12 protein-coding genes are annotated in these 24,118 nt (G+C 71.1%); 1 reads left to right on the top strand and 11 read right to left on the bottom strand.

The annotated features are described in order from the left end of the window. Positions 1 to 208 precede the first annotated feature (208 nt). The 11 genes from IE106_RS21410 to IE106_RS21360 all read right to left on the bottom strand — a co-directional run bounded on the left by IE106_RS21410 (position 209) and on the right by IE106_RS21360 (position 22,324). Positions 209 to 376, bottom strand: a complete 168-nt coding sequence (locus tag IE106_RS21410) for a hypothetical protein (RefSeq protein WP_189536497.1) — start codon at positions 374 to 376, stop codon at positions 209 to 211. A 287-nt stretch (positions 377 to 663) separates the two neighbouring features. Continuing rightward, positions 664 to 2,130, bottom strand: coding sequence for an SDR family NAD(P)-dependent oxidoreductase (locus IE106_RS21405; RefSeq protein WP_189536495.1), 1,467 nt, complete (start codon positions 2,128 to 2,130; stop codon positions 664 to 666). Between the two features lie 51 nt (positions 2,131 to 2,181). Beyond that, the gene (locus IE106_RS21400) at positions 2,182 to 2,961 is read right to left on the bottom strand and encodes a (2Fe-2S)-binding protein (protein WP_189536493.1); all 780 of its coding nucleotides are present in this window, start codon (positions 2,959 to 2,961) and stop codon (positions 2,182 to 2,184) included. Between the two features lie 220 nt (positions 2,962 to 3,181). Continuing rightward, the gene (locus IE106_RS21395) at positions 3,182 to 4,510 is read right to left on the bottom strand and encodes a transglycosylase family protein (protein WP_189536492.1); all 1,329 of its coding nucleotides are present in this window, start codon (positions 4,508 to 4,510) and stop codon (positions 3,182 to 3,184) included. Between the two features lie 646 nt (positions 4,511 to 5,156). Then, positions 5,157 to 5,582, bottom strand: coding sequence for an aspartate 1-decarboxylase (gene panD / locus IE106_RS21390; RefSeq protein WP_189536490.1), 426 nt, complete (start codon positions 5,580 to 5,582; stop codon positions 5,157 to 5,159). 651 nt (positions 5,583 to 6,233) lie between these two features. Then, positions 6,234 to 12,221, bottom strand: a complete 5,988-nt coding sequence (locus IE106_RS21385; protein ID WP_189536488.1) for a hypothetical protein — start codon at positions 12,219 to 12,221, stop codon at positions 6,234 to 6,236. Positions 12,222 to 12,309: 88 nt separating this feature from the next. Continuing rightward, positions 12,310 to 14,640: a hypothetical protein gene (locus tag IE106_RS21380; protein ID WP_229840664.1), complete on the bottom strand. Its 2,331-nt coding sequence runs from the start codon at positions 14,638 to 14,640 to the stop codon at positions 12,310 to 12,312. Then, on the bottom strand, positions 14,637 to 19,022 hold the full coding sequence (locus tag IE106_RS21375) for a DEAD/DEAH box helicase (RefSeq protein WP_189536486.1): 4,386 nt from the start codon (positions 19,020 to 19,022) through the stop codon (positions 14,637 to 14,639). Before IE106_RS21375 ends, IE106_RS21380 begins: the two co-directional genes overlap by 4 nt. Next, positions 18,940 to 20,628, bottom strand: a complete 1,689-nt coding sequence (locus IE106_RS21370; protein ID WP_189536484.1) for a DEAD/DEAH box helicase family protein — start codon at positions 20,626 to 20,628, stop codon at positions 18,940 to 18,942. The genes IE106_RS21375 and IE106_RS21370 overlap by 83 nt, the downstream gene beginning before the upstream one ends. 677 nt (positions 20,629 to 21,305) lie before the next feature. Further along, complete coding sequence (locus IE106_RS21365) at positions 21,306 to 21,965, bottom strand: nucleotidyl transferase AbiEii/AbiGii toxin family protein (RefSeq protein ID WP_189536481.1); 660 nt, start codon at positions 21,963 to 21,965, stop codon at positions 21,306 to 21,308. Next, on the bottom strand, positions 21,962 to 22,324 hold the full coding sequence (locus tag IE106_RS21360; RefSeq protein WP_189536479.1) for a hypothetical protein: 363 nt from the start codon (positions 22,322 to 22,324) through the stop codon (positions 21,962 to 21,964). Before IE106_RS21360 ends, IE106_RS21365 begins: the two co-directional genes overlap by 4 nt. Positions 22,325 to 22,670: 346 nt before the next feature. On the opposite strand from IE106_RS21360, the gene IE106_RS21355 reads away from it, so the two are divergent. Next, entirely contained in the window at positions 22,671 to 23,891 is a 1,221-nt protein-coding gene (locus IE106_RS21355) for a metallophosphoesterase (RefSeq protein ID WP_189536477.1), read from the top strand. The last annotated feature ends 227 nt before the right edge of the window (positions 23,892 to 24,118 follow it).

The following is a 24,118-nucleotide window of genomic DNA, read 5'->3' as shown; positions in this document are numbered from 1 at the left end:
CAAAGCTGGTGGCCGGGGGTGGTCTCCGCTACGTTTCACCGGCAGTGAGCCGGGCCGAGCGGATGCCGATGACGCTCGGCCCGGCCGTCTGCCCCGTCGCGGCAGTCCCGTCCGGCGCTCCCTCCCGTGTGGGCGCCGGGCGGACAGAGACCCGTGCCCCCCGCCTCGGCGGCGGGGGGCACGGGTGGGGCACGGCGTGCGGGCCGGGTCAGTCGATGCCGGGCAGGATGTGCGGCTCCGCGAGGTCGTCCTCGTACCCGGCGAGGCGGATCGGGGCCGAACGGGCCCACACCTCCAGACTGCCGAGCTCGTCCGAACGGGTGGACCGGCCGGGGAACTCCGCCGGCTGCTCCTGCGTGGTCGCTTCTGGTGTCACCGCGCACTCCTTAGTGTCGCGAACCTGTGGGACGTGTACTGCCGTTCGGTCGCGGTGGCGCCGGTCTCCGGGCGGGACCGCGACCCCTCGGTGGCAGGCCGGTCCCGCGGTCGGCGCCAGGGAGTTCGTGGATCCCGGTCGGCCGACCGTTGGGCTCAGAGTAACCACATGAGCGCGATGCCGCTCGATGGAACGCGTCACACCATCGATAACCGGACACAGTGGCCCGGAGTGCCCCATCTCGGGGCACTCCGTGCCGTCTCACGGGGTGTGCGGGACGCCGGCCCCTACCACTTGCCGGGCGCGTAGTCCTTCAGGAAGCAGCCGTACAGGTCCTCGCCGGCCTCGCCGCGCACGATCGGGTCGTAGACCCGGGCGGCGCCGTCGACGAGGTCGAGCGGGGCGTGGAAGCCGGCCTCCGCGAGGCGCATCTTGTCCGGGTGCGGCCGCTCGTCGGTGATCCAGCCCGTGTCGACGGCCGTCATGAGGATGCCGTCCGCCTCGAACATCTCCTGGGCGCTGGTGCGCGTCAGCATGTTGAGCGCGGCCTTCGCCATGTTGGTGTGCGGGTGCCCCGCGCCCTTGTAGCCGCGGCCGAAGACGCCCTCCATGGCGGAGACGTTCACCACGTACTTGCGGCGGGCCGTGGAGGCGGCCATCGCCGGGCGCAGTCGGCTGATCAGGATGAACGGGGCCGTCGAGTTGCAGAGCTGGACCTCCAGCAGCTCGACCGGGTCGACCTGCTCGACGGTCTGGATCCAGCTGTTCACCGGCGCCAGGTCGGGCACCAGGCCGCCCGCGTCGATGGCGGTGCCCGCGGCGATCCGCGCCGGGGTCGCCGAACCGCTCACCAGCGCGAGGTCCGTGACGTCCTGCGCGGTCAGCGCGTCGCCGCTCCGCGCGGAGGGCAGGGCGGCCACCTTCTCGACGGCGCCGCTGCCGAACGTGCCGATGACCTCCGCCGCGGGCAGCTCACCGGCGGGCAGCGGGGCCGCCTCGGCGGCGAGCAGCTCGCTGTACGCGCGGCGGGACCGGCGCACGGTCTGCGCGGCGTTGTTGATCAGGATGTCGAGCGGGCCGGCCGCGGAGACGGAGTCCGCGAGGGCGACGACCTGCGCCGGGTCGCGCAGGTCGATCCCGACGATCTTCAGCCGGTGGATCCACTCGTCGCTGTCCGGCTGCGCCTTGAAGCGGCGGATCGCGTCGTTGGGGAAGCGCGTGGTCACCGTGGTGTGCGCGCCGTCACGCAGGAGCCGCAGCGCGATGTACATGCCGATCTTGGCGCGGCCGCCGGTGAGCAGCGCGCGGCGGCCCGTGAGGTCGGTGCGGGCGTCGCGGCGGGCCCGGTTCTCCAGCGCGCACGACGGGCACAGCTGGTGGTAGAACGCGTCGACCTGCACGTACCGGTCCTTGCAGGTGTAGCAGGACCGGGGGCGCTGCAGGATGCCCGCGATCTCGCCGGCGGTGGAGGAACTGGGCAGCAGGCCCTGCGTCTCGTCGTCGATGCGCTCGGCGGAGCCCGTCGCGGTGGCCTCGGTGACCGCCCGGTCGTGCGCCGTCTTCGCGGCCCGGCGCTCCTGGCGGCGGCGCTGCTTGACGGTCCGGTAGACACCGGCCGTGGCGCGCCGGACGGCGACCGCGTCCGGGTGGTCGACCTCCAGCTTGTCGAGCTCCTCGAGCACGCTCAGGCAGACGGCCAGACGCTCGGGGTCGATTCCCGGCCCGTACGCGTGGTTGTCTTCTGTCACCGTCATGGCCGCTGCCGTTCCTCGATCACTCGTTTGCCACGTTCCAAAAGTGGCACTTTACGGAGCCGACGCCCCACCCGCCAAACCCGGACCGGCGGCGGCGCTCCGCGGCGGGGCGTCGAAGACGCAGTCGCCGCACAGCCCGCCGCCCGGGCAGCGGTAGTACAGGCAGCAGGTACGGCGCCGGAGGGCGGGCCCCTGGAGCGTCCCGGCCAGGTCCGGGTGGTCGAGCAGCCCGGCGGCGAGCGCGGCGGCCCGCTCGGCCACGTCGGCGCGGCCGCGGCGGTGCGCCCAGCGGGTGAGTTCGCGCACGGCGCCGCCCAGCGCCGAGCCCGCGTTGCCCCACAGCAGGCGCGACGACACGGGCCCGGCGGCCCGCAGGGCGTCGCCGAGCGGGCGGAGGTGGCCCTCCTGGACCACCTGCCGCAGCTCCCGCGCGGTGCCGGGGCGGGTGGCGGTGCCCGACCACCACAGCTCGTCGGGCGTGGAGCGCGCGGGGTCCCAGTGCAGCGTCGCGGGAGACACGTCCGGGAAGGCCCCGTGCAGCGCGGCCGCGCCCAGCGTCACCGACCAGAGCCGCGCGGCGAGCCCGAGCTGCACGGCGGACGCCGCGACCCGGTACTCGGAGGTCCGCAGGCCCTCCGCGACCCGGGCCACCCGCACGGCGAGGGGCGGGCTCAGGCCCGGGGCGTCCTCCGCCGGCCGGGGGGCGTACGCCTCGGCGAGCGGGACGTACGCGCCGGGGCCCGGCGGCTCGGCGCGGAGCACGAAGAAGCCGCCCACCTCGCTCACGGTTCGCAGTCCGGCGGCGGTCGGCCCCCGCCCCTCCGCTTCCATCCCGCCCGCTCCTCCCCTGGGCCGCCGGCGTCCGGCCCGGCACCACCGTAGCGGCGCGCGCCCGGGGCACGTGCCCCGGGCTTCCTGCTTCGGTGCTCCGGGCTCCGCGCTCCGTGCTCCGGCAGCGGGACCCCGACGGCGCCGCGGGCGGGCCGGCGGCGGTCACGCGGCGCCGTGCCCCGCCGCGCCGCCTCCGGCCGGACCGCCGCGTGCCCGGCGGTCAGAGGCCGACGCCGCCCCTCCTCAGGTAGGCGAGGGGGTCGATGTCGGAGCCGTAACCGGGCCCGGTGCGCACCTCGAAGTGCAGGTGCGGGCCACTGCTGTTGCCGGTCGAACCGGACCGGCCGATGCGCTGGCCGCTGCCGACGCTCTGGCCCTCGCGGACGGCGAGCGCGGACAGGTGCGCGTACTGGCTGTACTTGCCGTCGTGGTGCCGGATGACGATCTGGTAGCCGTACGCCCCGGCCCACCCGGCGGAGACGACGCGGCCGGAGGCGACCGCCCTCACGGAGGTGCCGGTGGGCACCGGGAAGTCGACGCCCGTGTGGTAGCCGGAGGACCAGGCGGAACCGGCCTTGCCGTACGCCGTGCCGGGCGCGGAGTCGACGGGCGCGCTGAGGCCGCCGGTGCGGGGCTTGGCGGCGGCGGGCTTGGCCGCGGGCCGGGTGCGGGGCTTGGTCTTCGCGGCGGGCTGCGTCCTCGGCTTGGCCGCGGGCTGGGTCCTCGGCTTGGTCTTCGCGGCGGGCTGGGTGCGGGGCTTGGCGACGGGCGCGGGCTGCGTCCGGGGCTTCGGGTCGGCGCGGGGGACCGTGGCCTCCGGCTTCGGCTGGGTCCTGGGCTTCGGCTGGGTCCGGTCCTGGGACGTAGGCGCCGCCGCGGGTCTGTCCGGGGCCTTGGTGCCCGGCCGGGTGCCGGACCCGGGCTTCGCGGGCGCCGTCGCGCGGAGCGTCAGTCTCTGGCCAGGGAAGATGAGGTCCGGGTCCTCCCCGATGACCGTGCGGTTCTGCGCGTACAGCCGCTTCCACCCGCCGGGGAGGCGCTCGTCGTCGGCGATCCGGGAGAGCGTGTCGCCGTGGGCGACGGTGTAGCTCTCGCGGCGCTGGTTCGGGATGGTGGTCGGCGTGGTGGGCCGGTCGGCGCGGTCGCCGCGGGTCTCCGTCCGGACGACGGGCGCCTCGCCGCCACGGGTGAGCCCGGCCCGCTCGGAGCAGGTGGGCCAGGCGCGCGGGCCCTGGCCCTTGAGCACCTTCTCGGCGACGGCGATCTGCTGGTCCTTGGTGGCCTGGTCGGCTCGGGCCGCGTAGCGCGTGCCGCCGTACGCCTCCCAGGTGGACTGGGTGAACTGGAGCCCGCCGTAGTGGCCGTTGCCCGTGTTGGTCTGCCAGCGGCTGGTGGACTCGCAGGCCGCGACCTTCTCCCAGACGTCGACGGACGCCGCGTGGGCCGTCCCGGCGCCGATCAGCGGCAGGGCGCTGCCGATGGTGACGGTCAACGACGCGCGGTTGAGACGGCTCGGCTGCTGCCGGCGGTGTCGTCCCCGTACGGCCATGGCGGTTCCCCCCTGTGCACAGGTCAGCAGCCGCCCAAGCTAGAGGCGGGCGCCGAGGCGTGACAAGGGGGCGCACAGGGCGCAAGGGCGCGACTTGCCCGTCGGATGGCCGAAAGTCGCGGTGTCGGGGCGGCCCGCGGGTCGGGGGGAGCCCGCGGGTCCGCACGCGGGCACACGTACGGCGCGTCCGCGCTCCGGGGGCCCCGGCGGTCCGGCGACGCGGGCGTCAGGCGCCGCCGAGGGGGCCCGGAGCCGGGTCCGGGTCGGGCACGGGGTCCGGGCCGGGCGGCTTCGGGACGGGGTCCGGGGTGGGCACCGGCCCGGGCGCCGGGTGCGGCGGCGCCGGTGTCGGCACGGGCCCGGGGCCCGGGGCCGGCGGCTCCGGAACGGGGGCCGGGTCGGGCATGGGCGGCACGGGGTCGGGTCGGGGCTCGGTCATGGCCTCTCCCTGGGGGTGTTCGTCGCTCCCTGTCGGGGATCTCGTCCCGCGCGTTCCCCGGCACGCCGGAACCATGCCCGCCGCACCCGCCCGGACACCCGATCCGACGCGGAGCCGCCACCGAACGCGGTCAGTGGGGGCCCACCGCCGGAGCGGCGGGCGGCCGTCCCCGTACGCCTCCGGGCGGCCGCCCGCCGGCCCTCCCGGTCAGCGGGCGGCCGGTACGGCGTGGGGGCTGCGCGCGGTGTCGCTGCCCGGCACCGGGGCGGAGGCGTCGGAGCCGAGCTCCACGATGCGGTTGGCGGCGTCGACGTGGACGACGCGCGGCACGAGCGCACGGGCCTCGGCGTCGTCGACCTGGGCGTAGCTGATGAGGATGACCAGGTCACCGGGGTGGACGAGGTGCGCGGCGGCGCCGTTGATGCCGATGACCCCGGAGCCGCGCTCGCCCTCGATGACGTACGTCTCCAGGCGGGAGCCGTTGTCGATGTCGACGATGTGGACGAGCTCACCGGGCAGGAGGTCGGCGGCGTCCATCAGGTCGGCGTCGATGGTGACGGACCCCACGTAGTGGAGATCGGCCTGGGTCACCGTGGCCCGATGGATCTTGGACTTGAACATGGTGCGCAGCATGTTGAACTCCTGGAAGACGGCTCCCTGCCTGCTTTGTGCAGGTCAAGGGCGGTCTTCACTCTACACGGGCACGCCGGGGTCGATGATTGTGAGGAACATCGCTTCTCAGCGGGGATAGCGCTCCCTGCCTGGGCTTCCGCGCCGACCAGGCTGTTGGGACGCCATCGACCAAGCGCCTGCCGGACAGCCGTATCAGGCTGTTCGGGAACTGATGCTGACCAGATGCCGACTTACCTGACGCCACATCAGGTGCATGCGGGTCACAGGACGACTCGCTGACCGGGAGCACGACTGCAGCCCGAGAGCTCCGCGAGGAGCTCACACAGCCAGCGTCAGGCGCACGGCCTTCGTGTCGTACCAGCGGATTTCCGCAATCTTCACTTCGACAACCGAGAAGCCCCCGACGCTCTCTCGACCAGTGAACCGTCTCGTTCCGTTACCCCGACGGGGCCGACAGAATGCTTAACCCTCTCCCCGGTCATCGCTATCAGCGCCAAGGGTCTCCCATGGCAGAGCAAGCTCGGCAGCGAGTTGGAAAAGGGGCAACAGTAGATCGCCCCGTCGGCACTCCTATTGTGGCCGCCGACAGGACGCGAGTGTGCTTGTCGAGTCTCGGTGGGGCCAGGCGCAACCCCGGCCCCACCCGGTTGGTCAAACCTTGGCCTCAAGTACGCCCAGCGCCGTATGGAGAACCGACTCCACGCGCAGGCGCGTCCCGTCCCGGTCGAACACCTGGAGGGCTTCCAGGCAGACAACGGCCCGGCATGCCTCCCCGGACGAGAGACCTGCCATCTCGGCCGCGGTGACGAGGTAGGCGTCGTCATGCCAATCGGTACCGAGCTGCTCGACGACCCCGTCGTAGGCGGCCTTGAGGGTGTCGTTCTCCAGCAGCCCCACGGCATCGACGAACTGTTCGGCGCCGCTGCTCTGCCCAAGCCACGACGCCAGGTCCGCCAGCACCCGGTCCTGGTCCGGTCGGCGATCACGCAGGTGCAGCGCCTTGTCCAGCAGGTACGGCCAGCCACCGGTCGCCTTCGCCAGACGCATCAGCCGTTCCTCCGTCTCGCACAGGCTGTGGCGCTGCGTCCAGTCCTTCAGGCTGCGCAGGTCATGCCGGCGCAGCACCATGATGGTGTCGTGGTCGGCGTCGGGACCGGTGAGGAGGCCGGACCAGAAGCCGAGCTGTTCCACACCCGACACGAGGACCACCGAGCGGGTCGCCTCGGCGGCGTCGGGCAGCACTGCCCTGGCCAGGTCGAAGGACTCCCGGCAGGACTTCTCGCTGCCCAGAGAGAGATCGCTGATGAGCAGTCGCCGCTCGCCAGCGCGGCCAGCGGCGAGCTCCTTGCGGAACGTCTTGGCACTTCCGATGGCGGGCACAGACCAGCCCGCCACCCTGCCCGTCACCTCACGCAGGGTCCGTTCCACATCGGCGACGCCCGTCGCCTGTGTACCGAGAACAACGCGGACTTGGTTCACGTATTCGCCCAGCAGGTAGTCGATCTGGTTGACGGTGAGCGGGGCGGACCTGCCGTCGTAGAGGTCCGGACGGCTCTCCAGGACAACGGTCTCCTCAAGCCGGGACTCCGTCTCCGCCCGCAGCAACCGCGCCTCGATCTCCTGGGCGGTACCGATCATGCGCAGCGCGTTGGGCCCTCGCAGATGCCAGCCCTGACCGTCGTTGTTCGGCGCCAGGACACCGAGGCCGACCATCTCCTGCAGATAGGCGCGAAACCCCTCGCTGTCCAGGTGCTCGAAGCCGCGGGGCCACCAGCCAGCACATTCCTCCCGCAACTCCCTGTCACTGAGGCGGGTTTCCAGACCGTTGTCCCGAGCGTGCTGGGCAAGCACATTGGCGATGACGTGGTAGCGGTCGTCCAGGGCAAGGGTGTCCTTGAAGGCCGCGGTGATGTCCGAACGCAGCGAGGTGTCCTGTTCTACCGCGTCGACATCGGAATCCTCGATCGTGTATGGAGGCGGCGCGAGCGGTGCTCGCGCCCGCTTGTCCTGCATGACCTGCACCATCCTGCTGCCGAAGATCTGCAGCAGGAAGGGCTGGTACGAGCAGAAGCCGAGCACGCGGTTGACGAGGTCGACGTCAGCGAACTCGAAGCCGAGCGCACGCATCGGGTGCACGATCAGGTCGGCGGCGAACTGGGGGGCGAGCGGTCCCACGACCGTCGGGGTCTGCGCCAGGTGGCTGAACGGGCCGTTCCTGGCGAGCCGGGTGAAGCGCTGCACCGAGTGCAGACCGGCGAACACGACCTTGGCCCGGCCGCGCGAGTCCTCACCCAGACCGCGCAGCCGACGGGTCTCCGTGCACTCGGGAACGTCTGCCTCGAAGAAGCGGTCGCACTCGTCGAGGAGGATGAGCAGCCGCCGGTCGGGATCCTGAGCGAGCCACCGGGCGATCCCGTCGGTGACCCGTTGCCATGATTCCTGTTGTGGGCCCCGGCGTCGGGGCTCCTCCAGAACGCCCTGCCTGATCAGCTCCTGGTCGAGCGTGGGCCAGATGGCCTCGGCACCGAGTGCAGTGCCCCGGCCGATGCCGATCTTGTCCAGGTTGAGGTAGAGCTTGCGGTAGGCCCCCGGCCGCTGTTCCTCGAAGCGGTCCCCCGCGTCGGCAAGTAGGGCCGACTTGCCGAGACCCCGGCCGCCGTAGAGGATCTGGGTCCCCGCCGGGTCGTGGATGCTCTTGCGCTCGCGGTCCCGTCCGTAGAACATCTCCCGGCCGATTTGGCCCCGCTTCTCCTTGATGTATGGGTTCACCGCGGAGAACGGAAGCAGCGTCTCGGTCGTGGCGTCCACCCGCCGGTTGCCGTGCGCGATGAGGTAGGCCAGCGCGGCGTCGTCCACCACCATGACCGGCTTGGTGTCCTGGGAGGCGGCGGCCAGCTCATTACGGGTTCTGCTGTCCAGCGTCCCGAAGTGGACGACGAGCAGACTGCTCTCGTCGGGGTCCTGCAGAGCGCGAGTGATGAGCAGTTTGGCCGCGGGCCGGCCCCAGATCAACAGGGCGCGGAGCTTGCCGCCACGGTCCTTGATCTGCGATCCGAACGCGGGCGCCCAGGCACGGCCGGTGACGTGCACGGGCGCGAGTTCGAAGAACCGGTAGTCCTTACCACGCGGCAGATCGTCCAGAGGCCGTGCGCGCCGGGCCTCGTATCCGAGGAGAGCCAGAGCCGGATTGAGGCTCTCGCGCGGATTGATGTTGATACGGTCCTTCGTCGCGGCGAGCGTGCTCCACAAGTTCAGGGCCGCGGCGGCCCGTTCGGCCTCCTCCTCCGAGAGTCCTGCATAGTCCAGCACGGCGCGGTCGCCGTATCGGCCACGGGCGCGGACGGTCGCGATCAGGTCAGCGTCGATGCCGCCCGGCAACGAGTCCGGCACGGCGGGGAAGAACGCCTCCAGGTGCGAGTCCTCGGACCTGATCTCGGGTACCGGTTCGCCGAGTTCGAGGAAGTAGACGAGTTCGGCCGCGGTAGCCAGGCTGTCGGTGTCCAGGTTGCGCAGGACTCGTTCGCGGTCCTCCGCGCTCACGTCCGTCAGCGCCGCCAGCCGGGCGCGCAGCCGGTCGGCGGCTTCCTCACGGTAACGGGGCAGCAGTTCTTCGACTCGGTCGAGGTTGCGCCGGACTGCGGCCAGTTCGCCCGGCCGGTCGTGCTCCAGGTGTGCTCGGGCGTCGGCGAGCAACTCCTGGAGGCTGACGTCCTGTTCGACGGTGAGTGCCTCGTCGGCCTGGGACCGGCGGAGCCGGGCGGCCAGTTGCCGATGTTTCTCGGCGAGCGCGGCGCGGCGCTCCTTCTGGATCGCGCTGAGGCGTGCGCGACGCTCCTCCGAGAGCGACAAGGTGTGGGCTGCAGGAAGGACGTCGAAGTCCGCGAGGTCCGTGATGGTGCGAATCACGCCAAATTCGTCACGGGCGAGCTGCCGTTCGATCGCGTCGTCCCAGGTACGGTCCACTGCCTTCAGCAAGCCGTCCAAGGTCGGCTTCTCTCCCGGCACGGCCGACTCGGCCTTGTGGAGCTCGGCGTCCAGAACCGTCTGAACGTCCGGCTCGGATCCCGTCTCGACCGGTCGACTATTCGCATCCAACCCGTCGAAGACCTCGGCGAACAGGTCCCGCGCCACGTAGGCGGTGGCTTTCGCCAAGACGGCGGAGCTGCGTTCGGCCGCGGTGAGGTCGTCGGCGACCCGCTCGCGCAGGCCGAGGAGGGAGAGGCGCAGGGATGCAATGGACTGGAACGCCCACACATTCTCCTCGGAGCGTCCTGCTTCCAGGTCGCGCTTGACCGTACGCCACTGCCGAACGGCGTCCCGGACGCGGTCGAGGCAGTGGCGGACGTTGTTGCGGCCCGACCCCTGGATGCCACGACCGCCCGGCCCGCGCAGTGCAGCGTCCATCTCGTCGATCGCCGCCTCGACCTGAGCTCGGCGGGCGAGGTTTTCCAGCAGCTCGTCGGCCAGGTGCTCGGCGTCCGGGGCCCCGGCCACGATTGCGGTCAGCACGCTGCCGAGCAGACCGGTCGGCGCCAGCCAGCGCTGCACCATGGCGCTGGCCCGTTGGAAGCGCATTCGAGGGACAGTGAGCATAGCCTGGCAGGCGTCCACGGCCGCGCGCAGCTCGCCCTCGGTGTGGGAGACATCGGCGACAACGGCATGGGGCGGCGCGATGAGCAGTGCGCCCTGCAGTGCACGTTCTGCCACCATGGTGGCCACCTCGTGCAGGGCATCGGGCAGTTGCGGGGTGAGCGCCCTCAGCTGTGCACCGACCACGGGTGCACCCGTCACTAGGGCTGCCCGGACCAGCGTGGGCAGCAGGAGCAGGGACAGCGCGTCACTGTCGCTCTCCTTACGGGCCTCCCACTCGTGCAGCGCCTCTTCGATGATCTGAGCCGCTCGGCCGGTCCTGGAGTGCAGCAGTGTCGCCGCGGCGGCCAGGCGCAGGACCGCGGCCTCGGTGTCCGGGCGGTCGGCGGCCTGCGACAGGTGAGCGGCAAGTCCGAAGCGCTTCTCGGCGATGAGACGGGCGAGGACGGGTTCGATGCTCTTCGTTTCCGTGCCGTCGGCTGTTTCCGTGGTGGTGTCGACGGCCGCGGTCGCTGCGGGGGCGGCGAAGACCCGCCGTTCCGGCGCGTGCTGCTGCTCAGCGGTGTCGGCGGACCGGGGAGGTCGCTCGGCCGGGACGCAATCGGCGGTGCTGTGGTCCCGCGTTTCAGGCACGCCGGTGTCAGCCTGCGCGGCGGTGGCCGTCTCCGGGGATATGGCCCCTTCCGGCGCCTCGGGAACCTCGGCGGATTCCTCGCCCTGCGGGGCAGCGGCCGTGTCGGGGTGAGGGGTCCTGTGCTCGCTCAACGTGATCTGCTGGTACAGGACGGCGGCCACAGCGTACGGCGGATGTGCAACCGACAACTGCTGTTGGAGCTCGATGATCTCCTGCTGTGCGTCGGACCGGTCCTTCATGTCGGCGAGGCGCACCAGCAGCGTGAGAATGTGTGCGCACACGTCGTCCTGTTCGTCCCACTCTTGCTTCGCGAGCAGTGCCTCCGCGCTGTGCCTGGCGTCCGCGATCACCGCGGCCACCGCACTGTCCGGAGCGCAGCCCAGGGCCGTCACCGTCTGCACCACTTGACGGGCCTCGGCATTCCTCTCCTTCCGTTCGACGCGCGCACGAACCTCGTCGATCGACCTCAGGACATCGGTGAGGCGATCGGTGACGCCGGTGACGCCGAGTTCTGAGAGCACACCCCGCACGTGGGAGAACGCCGGGGCGACCGCGGCGAGCGGCACCAAATCAGTGTCGGTGGGCGGGCACCCGTCCAGCAGGGCGGCGCGCACGCGGTCGACGGCGCCTCGTGCCTCCTCGACGACGTGCTTGAGCTCCTCCTCGGCCGAGGCCAGATCGTCTAGGGAGCGCCCCTCACCAGGGGGCTGCTCTCCCTGCTGCGCTGAGGACTCGGCCAGTTCTGGAGCCGAGATGTGATCGGGCAGCCGGGGAGCCGGGACCGCAGCGGTCGGCTGTGGTTCCTCAGCCGCCGCGTCCTCGCCAAGCGCAGTGAGGTGGTCAAACCCGGGAGTCGCGTCGATTACCTGCTGAGCGGCCTTGAGTACTGCGGCCAGTGCCGCCTCGTCCGCCTCCATACCGAACCAGTCGTGTTCCGCGGCCCATACGAGCAGTCGGGCGTCGTGCGCCGAAGCCTGGAGGTGGGAGAAGAGCGCCAGGCGGAGCAGGCATGCGCCCCAGCGGCCCACGAGACCGGGGCTCGTACCCGCGGCCCCGTGCTCAGCGACCTCGTGATCGATGTCGTTCATGATCCGGGCGGTGAGGTGGGACACCGCATGCCTGTGGTGGGTCGGCTCCACCCGTTGCAATCGCTTGAGCACTTGCTCGCTGAGCACGCGCCCGAACCGCCGCGGTTCGACCTTGCGGAAGCCGAGAGCCCTCATGATGGCCTGACGATCCTTGGGCCCGAGGGAGTTCAGCGCGAGTTCCGTCTCGCCGACTGTGAGGGCGTCGAGGGCGGCGTCCAGGATCTGGCCGAGTCCGTCGAGCGTTACGGCGAGTTCCTTAAGCAGTCCAACCGGTGTGCCGTGCGGGGAGGACGGTGGTTTGGCGACCACGGCGTAGCTGGCGGTCATTCAGTCCCGATCTCTTGTTTCCTGTGATGTGGATGCGGGGGGTGTGGCGTGCGGCCCGCCCATGTCGGGCCGGTCCGGCCGGGGCGGGTCAGCGCCGGCGAGAGTGTTCCGTGACGAAGGTGTAGCCGGGTGGCAGTTCCCAGCCGTCCGCCTTTCCGACGTGGCGGCAGTGCTCGCGGTAGGCAGCGCGCTGTGCATTGGTCGGTTTCGAGCCCGCGGGCAGCCTCCGCAGAAAGCCGTGGACGAAGTGCTCCACGCCGTGGACCTGCGGCGGCGCGCCGGCACGCGAGCCCGGTCGTGGCACCACCACGGGGTTCGGCGCGTAACCGATCAGGGCGATGGGCGGCTCACCGTCGCGGGCAGGGTGGTGGGGCTCGCCGCCCACACCGCGGCTGCCGATGGCCGGGTACAGGTGGTGTTCGGCGAGGAGCTCGTCAACGACCTGCTCCAGTGCGGTGACTTGCTGGGGGGCGGGAGTTGTGTCGTAGACGCCTCGAGGGAGGGCGGCCCGGTCAAGGAGAGCATGTCCGTCGGGCGTGAGGCGGCCGAAGCGTCGTACGGTACGCAGGACGATACGCCGGGTGTCGAGGCCGGCGGACGAGTCGCCGTCCCGCTCACTACCCGGCGCTCCTTCCCGGGTGAGCACTCCCGAGTCGTAGCGATGCGCGACGAGCTGCCCGTCGATGTCGACAGGGTGTTCCAGTTCGACGGTGTGGACCCGGAAGACGGTACCGCCGCGCGGCCACTGGATGTACAGACACAGCCCGGGGAAGAAATCGATGGGCCACTGGACGTTCCGGAGCATGCCGGTCTCATCGGTGAGATCCAGAAGCACCTCCTGGACCTCCTCGGACGCGTCGAGCTCGCCGCCGGGATGGCTGAGTTCCAGGCGTACGCGCACGGAGCCGGTATCCGTGCCGAGATATGCCAACCCGTCCCGGGCCCTGGGGCTCAACGGCAGTCGGTCCTCCATGAGGTGGGCGAGCCGCAGCGGGATCTGCCAGCAGACCTCGCTGTCGTTGATCCTCAGGTAGTTCGGCGGACCGATCCGGTCACCGTCCGCGAGCGGGGTGTCCGCGGGTTCGGCATCGACGTACCTTTCGTCCTCCGGCTGTTCCTCTCGGGGGACGATCTGTGCGTGCGGCACCGCGACAGGCCGAGGCGGCGCGGGTGGATGCACCGTGTCATGCCAGCCGCGTCCCGCTGGGCGTAGCGGATCACTGTCGTCCGCCTCCTCCGAGCCCGGGTGGTGGGACCGCCAGATGCCACCGTTCTGGAAGTCGTCGTCGAGGGTGATCCGTACGTCGCTCCCGGCGCGTATGCCGTTGTCCGTGTCTCCCCGGACGAAGTCCGCGACCGCCAGGTTGGCGCGGCACACCGAGACCGCGTATTCCACTCCGCTCAGCAGTGGTTCGGCACCGTCGACGCCGCGCAGCCACGCCCCGATCGCCGTGTACACGGTGCGGGAACCGTTCACGCCGTGCCGTCGGTGGGTGGCAGGGGCCGCACTGCGTTCCAGGGAGCTGGCGAGGGCTTTCAGGTCGTCGCCGCCCAGCGGCCCGTCGTGGCCCAGGGCGGCCCCGATGCGGGTACGGGTCAGTGCGTAGTGGCCCCAGCTGCGCAGACTGTCGCTGGTGCGCAAGGCGTGATCGACGGTGTCCAGCAGCCCGCTGAGGGCGCTCTTCAGCCGCTCCTCCGTGCCACCCCCGGCCAGGTGGGCGACGGACGCGGGAACGAGGGGGCTCAGCAGTGCTTCGCGCTGGTGGGTCAGCAGATGCTGCACGAAGGCGGTGCAGTCGTCAAGCCCGGCGTGCGGCGCCGAGCCGTAGCGGGCGTCGACGACGACGTGGCCGTCCTTGTTGAGCCACTTCTGGCGGGACCGGAACCGCTGCAACTTCGCCTCGCTGAGCTGCAGCGCGGGGCCGAACGCCGTGAGATCAGGGACCAGCAGCTCCCGGCGCACTGGGTGCGGTGCCTCCGACAGCTCGCTCGGTCCTCGGACACCGGCCGGTACCCCGGACACCCACGCGGGTACGTCGGCACCCTCTTCGACGCCGGGGTGGCGGCCCTCCTTGTAGACGATCTCCGCGTACAGCGGGTCGGATCCTGTTTCGATGCGAACGAGTGCCCCGACGGGTACGGCCGGTACTTCGTCGCCCAGCGTCAGGGAGGGGAACGCGTCCAGGTCGAAGGGGCCGTTGCCGTGACCTTCGCCACTGAGCTCGTAGCCGAAATAGGCCGCATTGAAGGCGACCGCGGTGTGCACCGGACACACGCGGTCGGACACGACCGCCTCCAGGTAGCGACGCAACCGTTCCAGTTCCTCGGCGGGTGTGCTGCGGTGTCCGCCGGTCATGGCGGGAGTAAGCACAGGCTCGCCGTCGAACGGCCGCCAGATGTCCGGTCCAGTGCTGATCATCGTGGCCACGCCCAGCTGTCCTTCCGTTCGGGTCCGCTTCCCGCCCGGCGGGATCTCATGTTTCGGACTGGGCGGACAGCTCGCCAGAGGCTGTCCGGGCCCTCGACTGCGGCTCCGGCTGCGGCCAGCCGTGTGAGGCTCGCGCCCACCGCCGTATAGGACAGATCCGCACGACCGCCGAAGTGGCGGCTTTCCCGGATCGCCTTCGGCAGGGGGACCATCTTTCGATTCCTCGGGTTGTAGGAGGATTCGTCGCCGCGCAGTGCGTGCCAGAGCCGGCGCGGGTGTGCGCCCTGCGGCTGGAGCTGCAGCAGCCGGTGGACCTGGAGGTCGACGCGCTGGTCGCGCAGTGAGGTGTCGGTACCGCCTCCCTCGCGGGGGCGCGGGCTGTCGAATGCCTGGGCGACGGCAGGGCGCCGCTCCTCCACGGGCCAGCGGCCGGTGTCCCAGCAGGCCGAGCAGCGGCAGCGGGCCGTGGTGCAGCACCCCTCGGGCAGGTCGCTGACGCCGAAGTAATCGGCGAAGACCCGTTGGGCGCATACCGTGCTCGCGTCGAAGAAGTTTCGGAGCCTGGCCAGTTCCTCGGCGGCCCGGCGCCCGCGTCGGCCGAGCAGCGGGAGGAACCCGTCGGGCAGGGTGCCGGTGCGGGTGGTCAGACCGGTGACCAGGCGGCGGCTGGGTGCCGCTGAGACGTCCAGGAGCCCACGGTCGTGGAAGTCGGCGAGCAGTTCCCAGGTCGCCGACGGTCCATCGGCGACCGAGCGGTAGTCGGGGCACCGGGCGGCGAGTTCCCCGTCGAGAGCTCGGACGTCGACCTGTCGTGGGGTGTCCCAGGACAGGGCGGTGTCGATGACGGTCTGCTCCAGCCGCACGGACCCGGCCGCTTCCTCGTCGCGCTCCGCTGCAGTGGTAGGCGTCTGTCCCCCGCCGTGGCCGGCCGGTCGGAGGTCGCCGGGTTTGACCGCGCAGAACGGTGGGTGGTCGCCGAGGTCCTCGACGGCGCCGAGGTCGGCGAGCGCGCTGAATGCCCGCATGATGCCGCCCTGGTAGCGCTCCTGGGTGTGCCGGTCGTCCAGCTCAGCCTCGCTCAGCGCACCGCTCGCGGCGTCCTCGGCCATAAGCAGGTCGGCCAGCCGTACCGGATCGAGCGTGCCGTCCCGCTGGGCAAGGACAAGGTTGCCCATGCGCCGGAGCAGCGACGCGGGCAATTCCTGGCCCGTCATGAAACGGACCATGCGCAGGCCCCGGCTCGTCGCGAGGGCGAGACCGCTGTTGACGGGGCCGTCGTCGGCCGTCCCCCGGCCCGCGCCGTCCCGCCCCGCCCGACCCAACTGCTGGTAGAGCGCGGCCAGGTCGGTAGGCGGCGACACGCACATCACGGTGCGTACGTCGGGCCGGTTGACACCGAGCCCGAACGCGGAGGTGGCCACCACCACGACCGGGACGAAGCCGTCGTCGCCTCCCCGGGGCGCCTCCCGGAACTCAGTCATGACGGCCGCCTTCTCCGCCTCCGTCAGACGGCCGTGGAACCGCAGCACGCGGACGCCAGCGTCACCCACGTACTCGCGCAGGTGGGTGTAGAGGGTGTTGACCTCCTTGACGGTGAGGCAGTAGAAGATGGCGTGACCGTCGAGCGCGTCGACGACGCGCTCGACCAGCCCCGCCACACCTCCCTGTCCGAGTCGGTCGAGGGAGCGGCGGAAGACGGCGAGTTCGGGCCTAATCGGGTTCTCGCGCACCGTCAAAAGCCCACCGACGACTCCGGGATGCTCTGCTTCGGCGGTCGCCTCGGCCGAGGCGGGCTCAGGGACCTCGGCGGGCAGACCGAACAGTCCTTCGCGCAGCGCCTCGTGGACGGCCCTGTTAGCGGTGGCGGTCACCGCGGTGACCGCCACCCCGTGGTCCCGGCGCAGCTCGTCCAGGAACCTGCTGACCCGGCGCATGCTGGGCCGAAAATCCTCCCATTGCGGGAGGGTATGTGCCTCGTCCACGGCGATCCGGGTCACCCGGCCCGCCGCCGTGGCCGCGCGGACGGTCTCCCGGAAGCGCCGCTGGCACAGGCGTTCCGGGCTGACGTAGACCAGGCGGATACCGTGGTCGGCCCGACCGAGGAGCTGGTCCGTCACTTCTGTCTTGCCAGCCCTGCTGCTGGACTCACGCAGCGGGGAGATGAGTGCGCGGACCGCGCCACCGATGGACCGGTTCAGTTCGAGCGCCTGGTCGTGCATGAGAGCGACGAGCGGGCTGACGACCACGGTGACGCCGGGCAGGACCAGCGCAGGCAGCTGGAAGGTGAAGCTCTTACCGAAGCCTGTGGGAAGCAGTCCGAGTACGTTGCGCCCCTCGGTCACGGCGGCGATGACGGCCTGCTGGGCCGGCTTGAGGGCCACGGGTTCGTCGACGAGCCGCAGCAATCCTCCGATGCGGGCGCAGCGGTCCTTGATCTCCTCCACGAGCAGGCCCTGTTCCCGCAGCTTTTGAGTCTCCTCGGTGGTCAGGGCCAGTTCACGGATGCGCCTGGTGTGTGGTAGGAGGGTCTGTCGTTCGAGGGCTTCGTCGGTACACAGCTCCGCAGCCCGGGTGGGGTCCAGGAGGTTGTGGGCCGCCATGAACTCCCAGATACGACGCCATCCTTCGGCCATGGTGGCGACGTTGCCACCGCCGATGTCGCCGGTTTCCGGGTCGGGGCGCTGAAGTCCGTCATCGAGGCTGCCGAGGAAGGCACGCCGGTAGGAGCGACGCAGGCTGCTTGCTCCCGCAAGCTTGCGGTCGCTGATGACGACGACGCCACGGTGGCGGTCGGAGCGGATGAGCCGGCCCACCGCCTGACGCAGCTGAAGCGCGGCGAGCGGCAGGTAGTAGTGCTCGGTGGCGGCACCTTCCGGATCGGGGTGGCCGTCCTGCTCGGCGCGTTCGGCAACCGCCGCGCGCCGGGCCTCCACGATCGGAGCGGCGAACGGCGCGAAGGGCAGTTTGTTGATCCACACCAGACGCAGCCGCTCGGCGTCGGAGACGTCGACCCCCTGCCAGAGTCCCTTGGTGCCGACGAGAAACCCTCCGCCATCCCGTCGGTCGGTGAAGGCCTGATAGGCCCGGCCGTTGCCGAGAGTGAGCGCCTCGACGACCGGGGTGTCGAGGGCGCGGGAGCGCAGCTCCCGCACGAGGTGGAAGCCGATGCCCGCGGCGGTCGAGCGAGCGGTCGTGAGGATCACGCCGCCGCCATCAAAGCCGTTGCCGTCGGCGCGTCCACGTGTCATTTCGGTGGCGAATCCGGCGACGTGGTGGGCGACGGTCCGCAGGGCGCCCTCCTCCTGCTCCGCCCAGGAGGGGAAGTCGGAGAAGCACACGACCTCGGCCTGGCTGCGCAGGGCGAACGGGGAAGGCAGGGACAGCGTCGGCAGATCGTCGGGCAACCCGAGTCGGGTCCGCATGAAATCCCATTCTCCGGCGACACGCAGGGTCGCGGAGACGTAGTAGACACGGTCGAAGGACTCCAGGTAGCGCCGCCACTCCGGGTCTGCGGGCAGATCAACGGGACTGGTGGCGACACGGAAGCGGTAGGACCGCAGTTCCGCCTTGGGTTCGTCCACTTCCTCCAGATGTATGACGCGCGAAGGCGGAGCCTCGTCCAGAGTGAGGGCGGGGTCGAGAAAGGCGCGGATGTCGGTCGTGATCCGGTCGAGGGCCGTAGTGAGTGATTCGGTGTGCTCCGCGAGCGCGGTCAGGCGCTCGCGTACCAGGGGATCGATTCCGGCAGCGTGCTGGACCACGTACCGCTCCAGCGTGATGCGACAAAACACCAGCGCCTTGGCGATGCTCTCCAGCACCACCGACAGCCGCCGGGTGTGCCGGGTGCCGGAGGTGCCGACGTAGGGACTGGCGAGCGTGGTCGCCCGGCTGCCGATGCGTACGCCCACGCCCTTGGCCTGGGCGTCGAGGGCCTGCGCCGCCAGCCGAGGAAGGCGTTCATCATCGAGCAGTCGTTCGAGGTCTGCAATCGGTGCGACGGCCTGCTCCTTGGCGGTGCCCGGGTGCGCGTCCGCGATCCATGCCTGGTACTCCGGCAGTAGAGCTTCCAGATCCTGATAGTTGACGGTCACAGTCAGCGCGGACGTGGCGGCGTTCTCCAGCTCATGCGCCTCGTCGATCACGAGGAGCACCTCAGGTCCGACGGCACGCAGGTCGTCCAAGTGGGAGAGGACGAGTGCATGGTTGGCGAGGATGAGGCGGTGGCTGTCGATCGACTCCCGGACGGTGTCGGTGTGCATAGTGAGCGGATTGCCTGTGGCGGGGCCATAGTCACCGTCGCGCTGGGACAGCGACTCCAACCAGAGCGGCAGGCCGCGCCCGATGTAATCGATGAAGAAGGCGGGCAGGTCCACCGGGTCGACCGATCTGGCCGTCCAGGACTGGGGGGGGCTCCTTGGCCGCGAGCAGGCGCAGCGCGAGGAAGACGGCGAGTTCGCGAAACCGGATCCGCTGGGAGAAGCGGGCGCGGGCGGTGCCTGCGGAGCGGCGCCGACGCGTGGCCTCGGCGAGGGTCTTCGTCAGGGCTGCGAGAGAGAGCCGGTTGGACTTGCCCTTGACCAGGTCGGCGACCCCGAGGATGCCTGGCAGGGCCCGCTCCAGGTCCTGGACGTCCTTCGCCATCTGGCTCTGCAACTGTTTGGTGTACGTGGCAATTACAGCGGTACGGCTGTCGCCACCGGCGAGCCAGTCCAGCGCGGCGGCGAGTACGGCATAGCTCTTTCCGGTGCCGGTGGGCGCTTCCAGCAGGCCGCCGACGCCGCGGTCGGTCCAGTCATGCAGCGTCGCCGTCATCTCCTGCTGGGCGGGCCGGGGTTCAACGCGGGCGCCGTGCACGACCCGGGCGAGAGCGGTCGGCTCGACCCGTCCGTCGGCGCCCCGCAAGACGTCCGGCACGTCCACGGCGCCCTTGCCCGGTGCTCTTCCGCCAGGGGTTCGACGCGGCGTGTGCTGCTCGAACTCGGCACCCAACAGGCGGGTCACGTGTGCGTACTCCCACACTTGCGGCTCTCGATCATTGGCATCCTCGCCCTCGGCCAGTTCCCGCAGCAGTCGCCACGCGTCGGAGTCGGGGCAGACGTCGGCGATGAGACCGCGTAATTCGGCCGTCCTGCAGGCGAACTCGGCGGCGGCCCGCTCGAGGAGGCGCACCAGCAAGAGCGCGTCACTGTCCGCAGTATGGGCGCGCAGGCCCGAACGGGACACGTCGAGCTGGATCGCCAGGTCCTGAAGTCGGTGGGACGGGGCTGTCGGCCACATGGCGTGCGCGAGGTACAGGGCATCGACGGGGCGCACGGCGGAGAGCGGATCGCTGGTACCGGCCTCCTTCGCCGCTTCACAGACGACGGGAAAGTCCAGTGTCGTACCGTTATAGGCGACCACGACATCGGCGTCCGACAGGAAGTCACGCAGCTCCGTCCACGCCTGTTGCTGGGATACCCCCTGGCCAAGCACAGCGTCCCGCACGCTGCTGTCACGCAACTCCTCAGTGTCACCAGGGAACCTGAGGTATCGCCGCCAGCGGGGCGCCGCAGCGACCCATTCACGATCGGCGCCGAACCTGACCGCTGCCGCCTCGTAAACGTGCCGCTCCAAGTAGGGAGCGGTCGCCGTCGTCCGTACGACGCTTTCGACGTCGAGCGCGACGGTCCGCAGCACGGACGTCTCGTCCAGCCGTGCAGCAACAGCGGACTCAGCGCCTGGCTGGCGCCGTTCGGACGCCACCTGTGCCGGACGCACCAGTTCCTGCGGAGCAACAGGCAGGAGAAGGTCCCCCGAAGCGATCAGCAGACCTCCGCGGACCGCCTCGGCGACCAGCTTGACTAACCGCTGCTCCGGCAGTGTGCCGAACTGCCTCTTGGCCTCGACGACCAGTTCCCGCTCAGAAATTCCGGACGAGAAGGCACGGACCAGCTCTGCAACCTTCCGCGACGCCGCAGAAACCGTCTGCCCTTCGGGCATGTATACCCCCCTTGCACACGGCCCCGGCCAATGCTTGACCGCGCCGCTCCCTCGGCTCTCCCTCCCTGGAGACCGGGACGTGGCCTACATCATAGTTTCATTCATAAGGTTACGGACCTTTAGTAGAAATCTCGTGGGCGACAGACGGACACGGACAGGCGTGACGGTGTTCAGCTTCCACGAGCCGAACTGGCACATAGGGGGCACATAGTGAAAGATCGGCGTGCTCGCCCGTCCAGCACGCGGCCTCTTCCGCTGCCGCGGCCATCACCCCTTCGCGCATTCCCCCGCCATTTGCTGACCCCGCTCGCGGCGTGCCTTCACTACAGACGGGTCCATGCCCCTCCTCCACACACGACTTCGACAGCGGGGTGACGCCGAGGGATTCGGCGAGACTTTCCGGATCCAGCCGGAAGCCTTCCGACCAATTCTTCGAGCCGGCCGTTACCGAGTTCCACCGTCGGGACCCGGACTGGGCATGGGAGTGGGATGCAGTGTTTGACCGTTACCGCAGACCGGTTTCGCCGTGAGTCCACTGCGGTGTATCGCTCGGCTGCCCTGCACATCCGCCGTGCAGGGCAGCCACCGCCGTGGACGGCTCCGGGGTGGGACCTGCTGGCTACACCGCATCCTCTCGTTGCAACGGTGGTAGAGGGGATGGACGCGATGACCGCCTCTCAGGCGTTGTCGTCATGGATCCGCGCACCCAGATCCTCCGCCCACTCCAGCGCCCACGCCTTGAGTTCTTCGATCTGCCGGGAGGTGAGCCCGTACGCGGTGTAGTCCTCGTCCTCGTACCAGTCCGCGCCGATGAGCCGGTCCCGGAGGTCTTCGAGGCTGAACTCGTCGTGGGCGCGACGGCGGCCCAGGGATTCGAGGTCGGCGGTGGAGCGGTGGCGGGAGGCAGCCTGGACGTCGATGAGGTCACGGACGGTGCCGCGGTCGGCGAGGGCGCGGACCTTGGTGCCGATCACGTCATCGAGGGAAAGAACGGGGCCGTAGGGGGTCTGAGCGGGCGGAGCCCAGAACGCCTCCTTGAGGACGTCGACCTCGCACTCCTCGCCGGTGTCCGGATCGGTGACGAGGAACCGGCCGCTGAGCGGATCGGTCTGGACGTGCGTGGTCCGCCATCCGCGCGCGCTGAGGCCAGCTGTGAGTGAGGCGACGATCTCCTGCATCGGAGCAGGGTTCTCGGTGGCGACATCGAGGTCGCGGCTGAAGCGTTCGACCAGGCCGTGGGCCTGCACGGCGTATCCGCCGGTGAGGACCAGAGGGTAGGGGGAGCCGAGGTCGAGGATGTCGGCGAGGAGACGCTCGTGGAGCAAAGTGAGCTTCACGCGGCGGTCGCGCTGGTCGTAGCGGTGCGGAGCAGCTCTGGGAAGGCGTCCTCCCAGACCTCGCGGACGTAGGGACTGATCAAGCGCCGCAGCACGGGCCACTGCTCGGCGAGCAGCCGGTGGTGCAGGAGGGCCACCAGGTCCTCGCGCAGTCCTTCGGCGAGGACGGTCCGGTAGAGCGTCATGCGGGACTTCGGACGGTCCAGGCTGTAGCTCGTCCGCCCGGACCAGACGATGTGGAGCGGCAGGTCCACGTTGCCCTCGATGGGGCCGGCCAGCTCCTGCAAGCGCTCGGGCAGTCGGCTGCGGTAGCGGTCCCGCAGCACCTCGGCGCGGGGTGCGGTGATCGTCGTGTCCATGCATCCAGTATCACTGCTGGGAGGCGACGGCATGGCGGATACGGGGCTCCCCTGTCGTACGTACGGGTCGGGCGGCCGACCGCCTTTCCCTCGGGCATCTCCCCCAGCGGGCGCATGGCGCATCATGGCCTCTCCGTGCAGCCACCGGACGGCATGGCGACCGGCTGCCTGGCCGACCAGGGGACGGTCCCGCTCGCGGGTACGGGTGATCATGACGCAGCAGGTCACGCGGAGGGCCGCCGCGGTGGGGTCGGCCGCGGCTTCGGTCTCGGAAACACCGGTCCGACCGGCCCGGAGGCAAGCGGCTACAGTGCGCGAGACGGCAGCCTGGTCAGGGAGGGGAAGCGTGAGGGACACCAGTGACACCCAGCCCGCCGAGGGGGGAGCGCGAGCGCCGCGGCAGAGCCGGCTGCACCGCCTGCTGCGCTTCGTCCCCCTGATCGCCCCCGTCCTGCTGTGGGCCGTGCCCTGCTGGGTGCTCCTGCACGGCGGCCAGCGCTGGCCGCTGCCCGTCACGCTGGTCGGCACCGCCCTGTTCGTCCTCGGCCTCACCGGCATGCCGCTCGCGATGGCGCGCGGCCACGGCCGGCGCCAGCAGGATTGGGCGGCGATCATCGGTGACACCCTGCTGGGCGCCGGCTGGGTGCTGTTCACCTGGTCGGTCCTGTTCGGCGTCCTGTTGCGGCTCGCGCTGACCGTGGCCGGCGTCGAGGACGGTCAGGGCCGGGCCAGGATCGTCACGTGGGCCGTCCTCGGCGTGACCGCCGTACTGCTCGCCTGGGGGTACGCCGAGGCCCGTCGCGTGCCCCGCGTGCGCCGTCTCGACGTGCGGCTCCCGCGGCTGGGTGCCGGGCTGGACGGGCTGCGTGTCGTCCTCATCACCGACACCCACTACGGTCCGCTCGACCGCGCCCGCTGGTCGGCACGGGTGTGCGAGACCGTGAACGCCCTGGAAGCCGACCTGGTCTGCCACACCGGCGACATCGCGGACGGCACGGCCGGGCGCCGCCGCGCCCAGGCCGTCCCGCTCGGCACCGTGCGGGCCACCCGGGCCCGCGTCTACGTCACCGGCAACCACGAGTACTACAGCGAGGCCCAGGGCTGGGTCGACCTGATGGACGAGCTGGGCTGGGAGCCACTGCGCAACCGCCACCTGCTGCTCGAACGCGGGGGCGACACCCTCGTGGTCGCCGGTGTGGACGACGTCACCGCCGAGTCCTCCGGCCTGGCGGGCCACCGCGCCCACCTCGCCGGAGCCCTGGAGGGCGCCGACCCCGACCTGCCCGTCCTGCTCCTGGCACACCAGCCCAAGTTCGTCGACCGGGCGGCAGCCGCCGGCATCGACCTCCAGCTCTCCGGCCACACCCACGGTGGCCAGATCTGGCCCTTCCACCACCTCGTCCGCATCGACCAGCCCACCCTCGCCGGCCTCAGCCACCACGGCAACCGCACCGTCCTCTACACCAGCCGCGGCACCGGCTTCTGGGGCCCGCCGTTCCGCGTCTTCGCCCCCAGCGAGATCACCCTGCTCGTACTCCGCTCCCCGCACCCGCCCGCCTCGGCGTAGCGCCCGAGGGGCCGACGCATCCGCTCGCAGCGGTCCGCGGGCCGAGGGACGCGGACCGAGGGACGCGGCACCGTACGGCCGGGCCCGTCTCGCCGAGGACGCGATCCGGGCGTTCCGGGGGCGGCGGCCCGGCCGTCGTGGCACCGGCGGGGGTGCTCCCCCGAGGTCGGCTCCGCCCGCGGGCGGGAGGCCCGGCGTCTCCCGTCCCCCGCGCGGTCCGCGGGGTT

This window comes from Streptomyces roseolilacinus (assembly GCF_014649335.1).
Classification (GTDB): domain Bacteria; phylum Actinomycetota; class Actinomycetes; order Streptomycetales; family Streptomycetaceae; genus Streptomyces; species Streptomyces roseolilacinus.
This window is presented reverse-complemented; position numbering and strand designations above follow the sequence as displayed.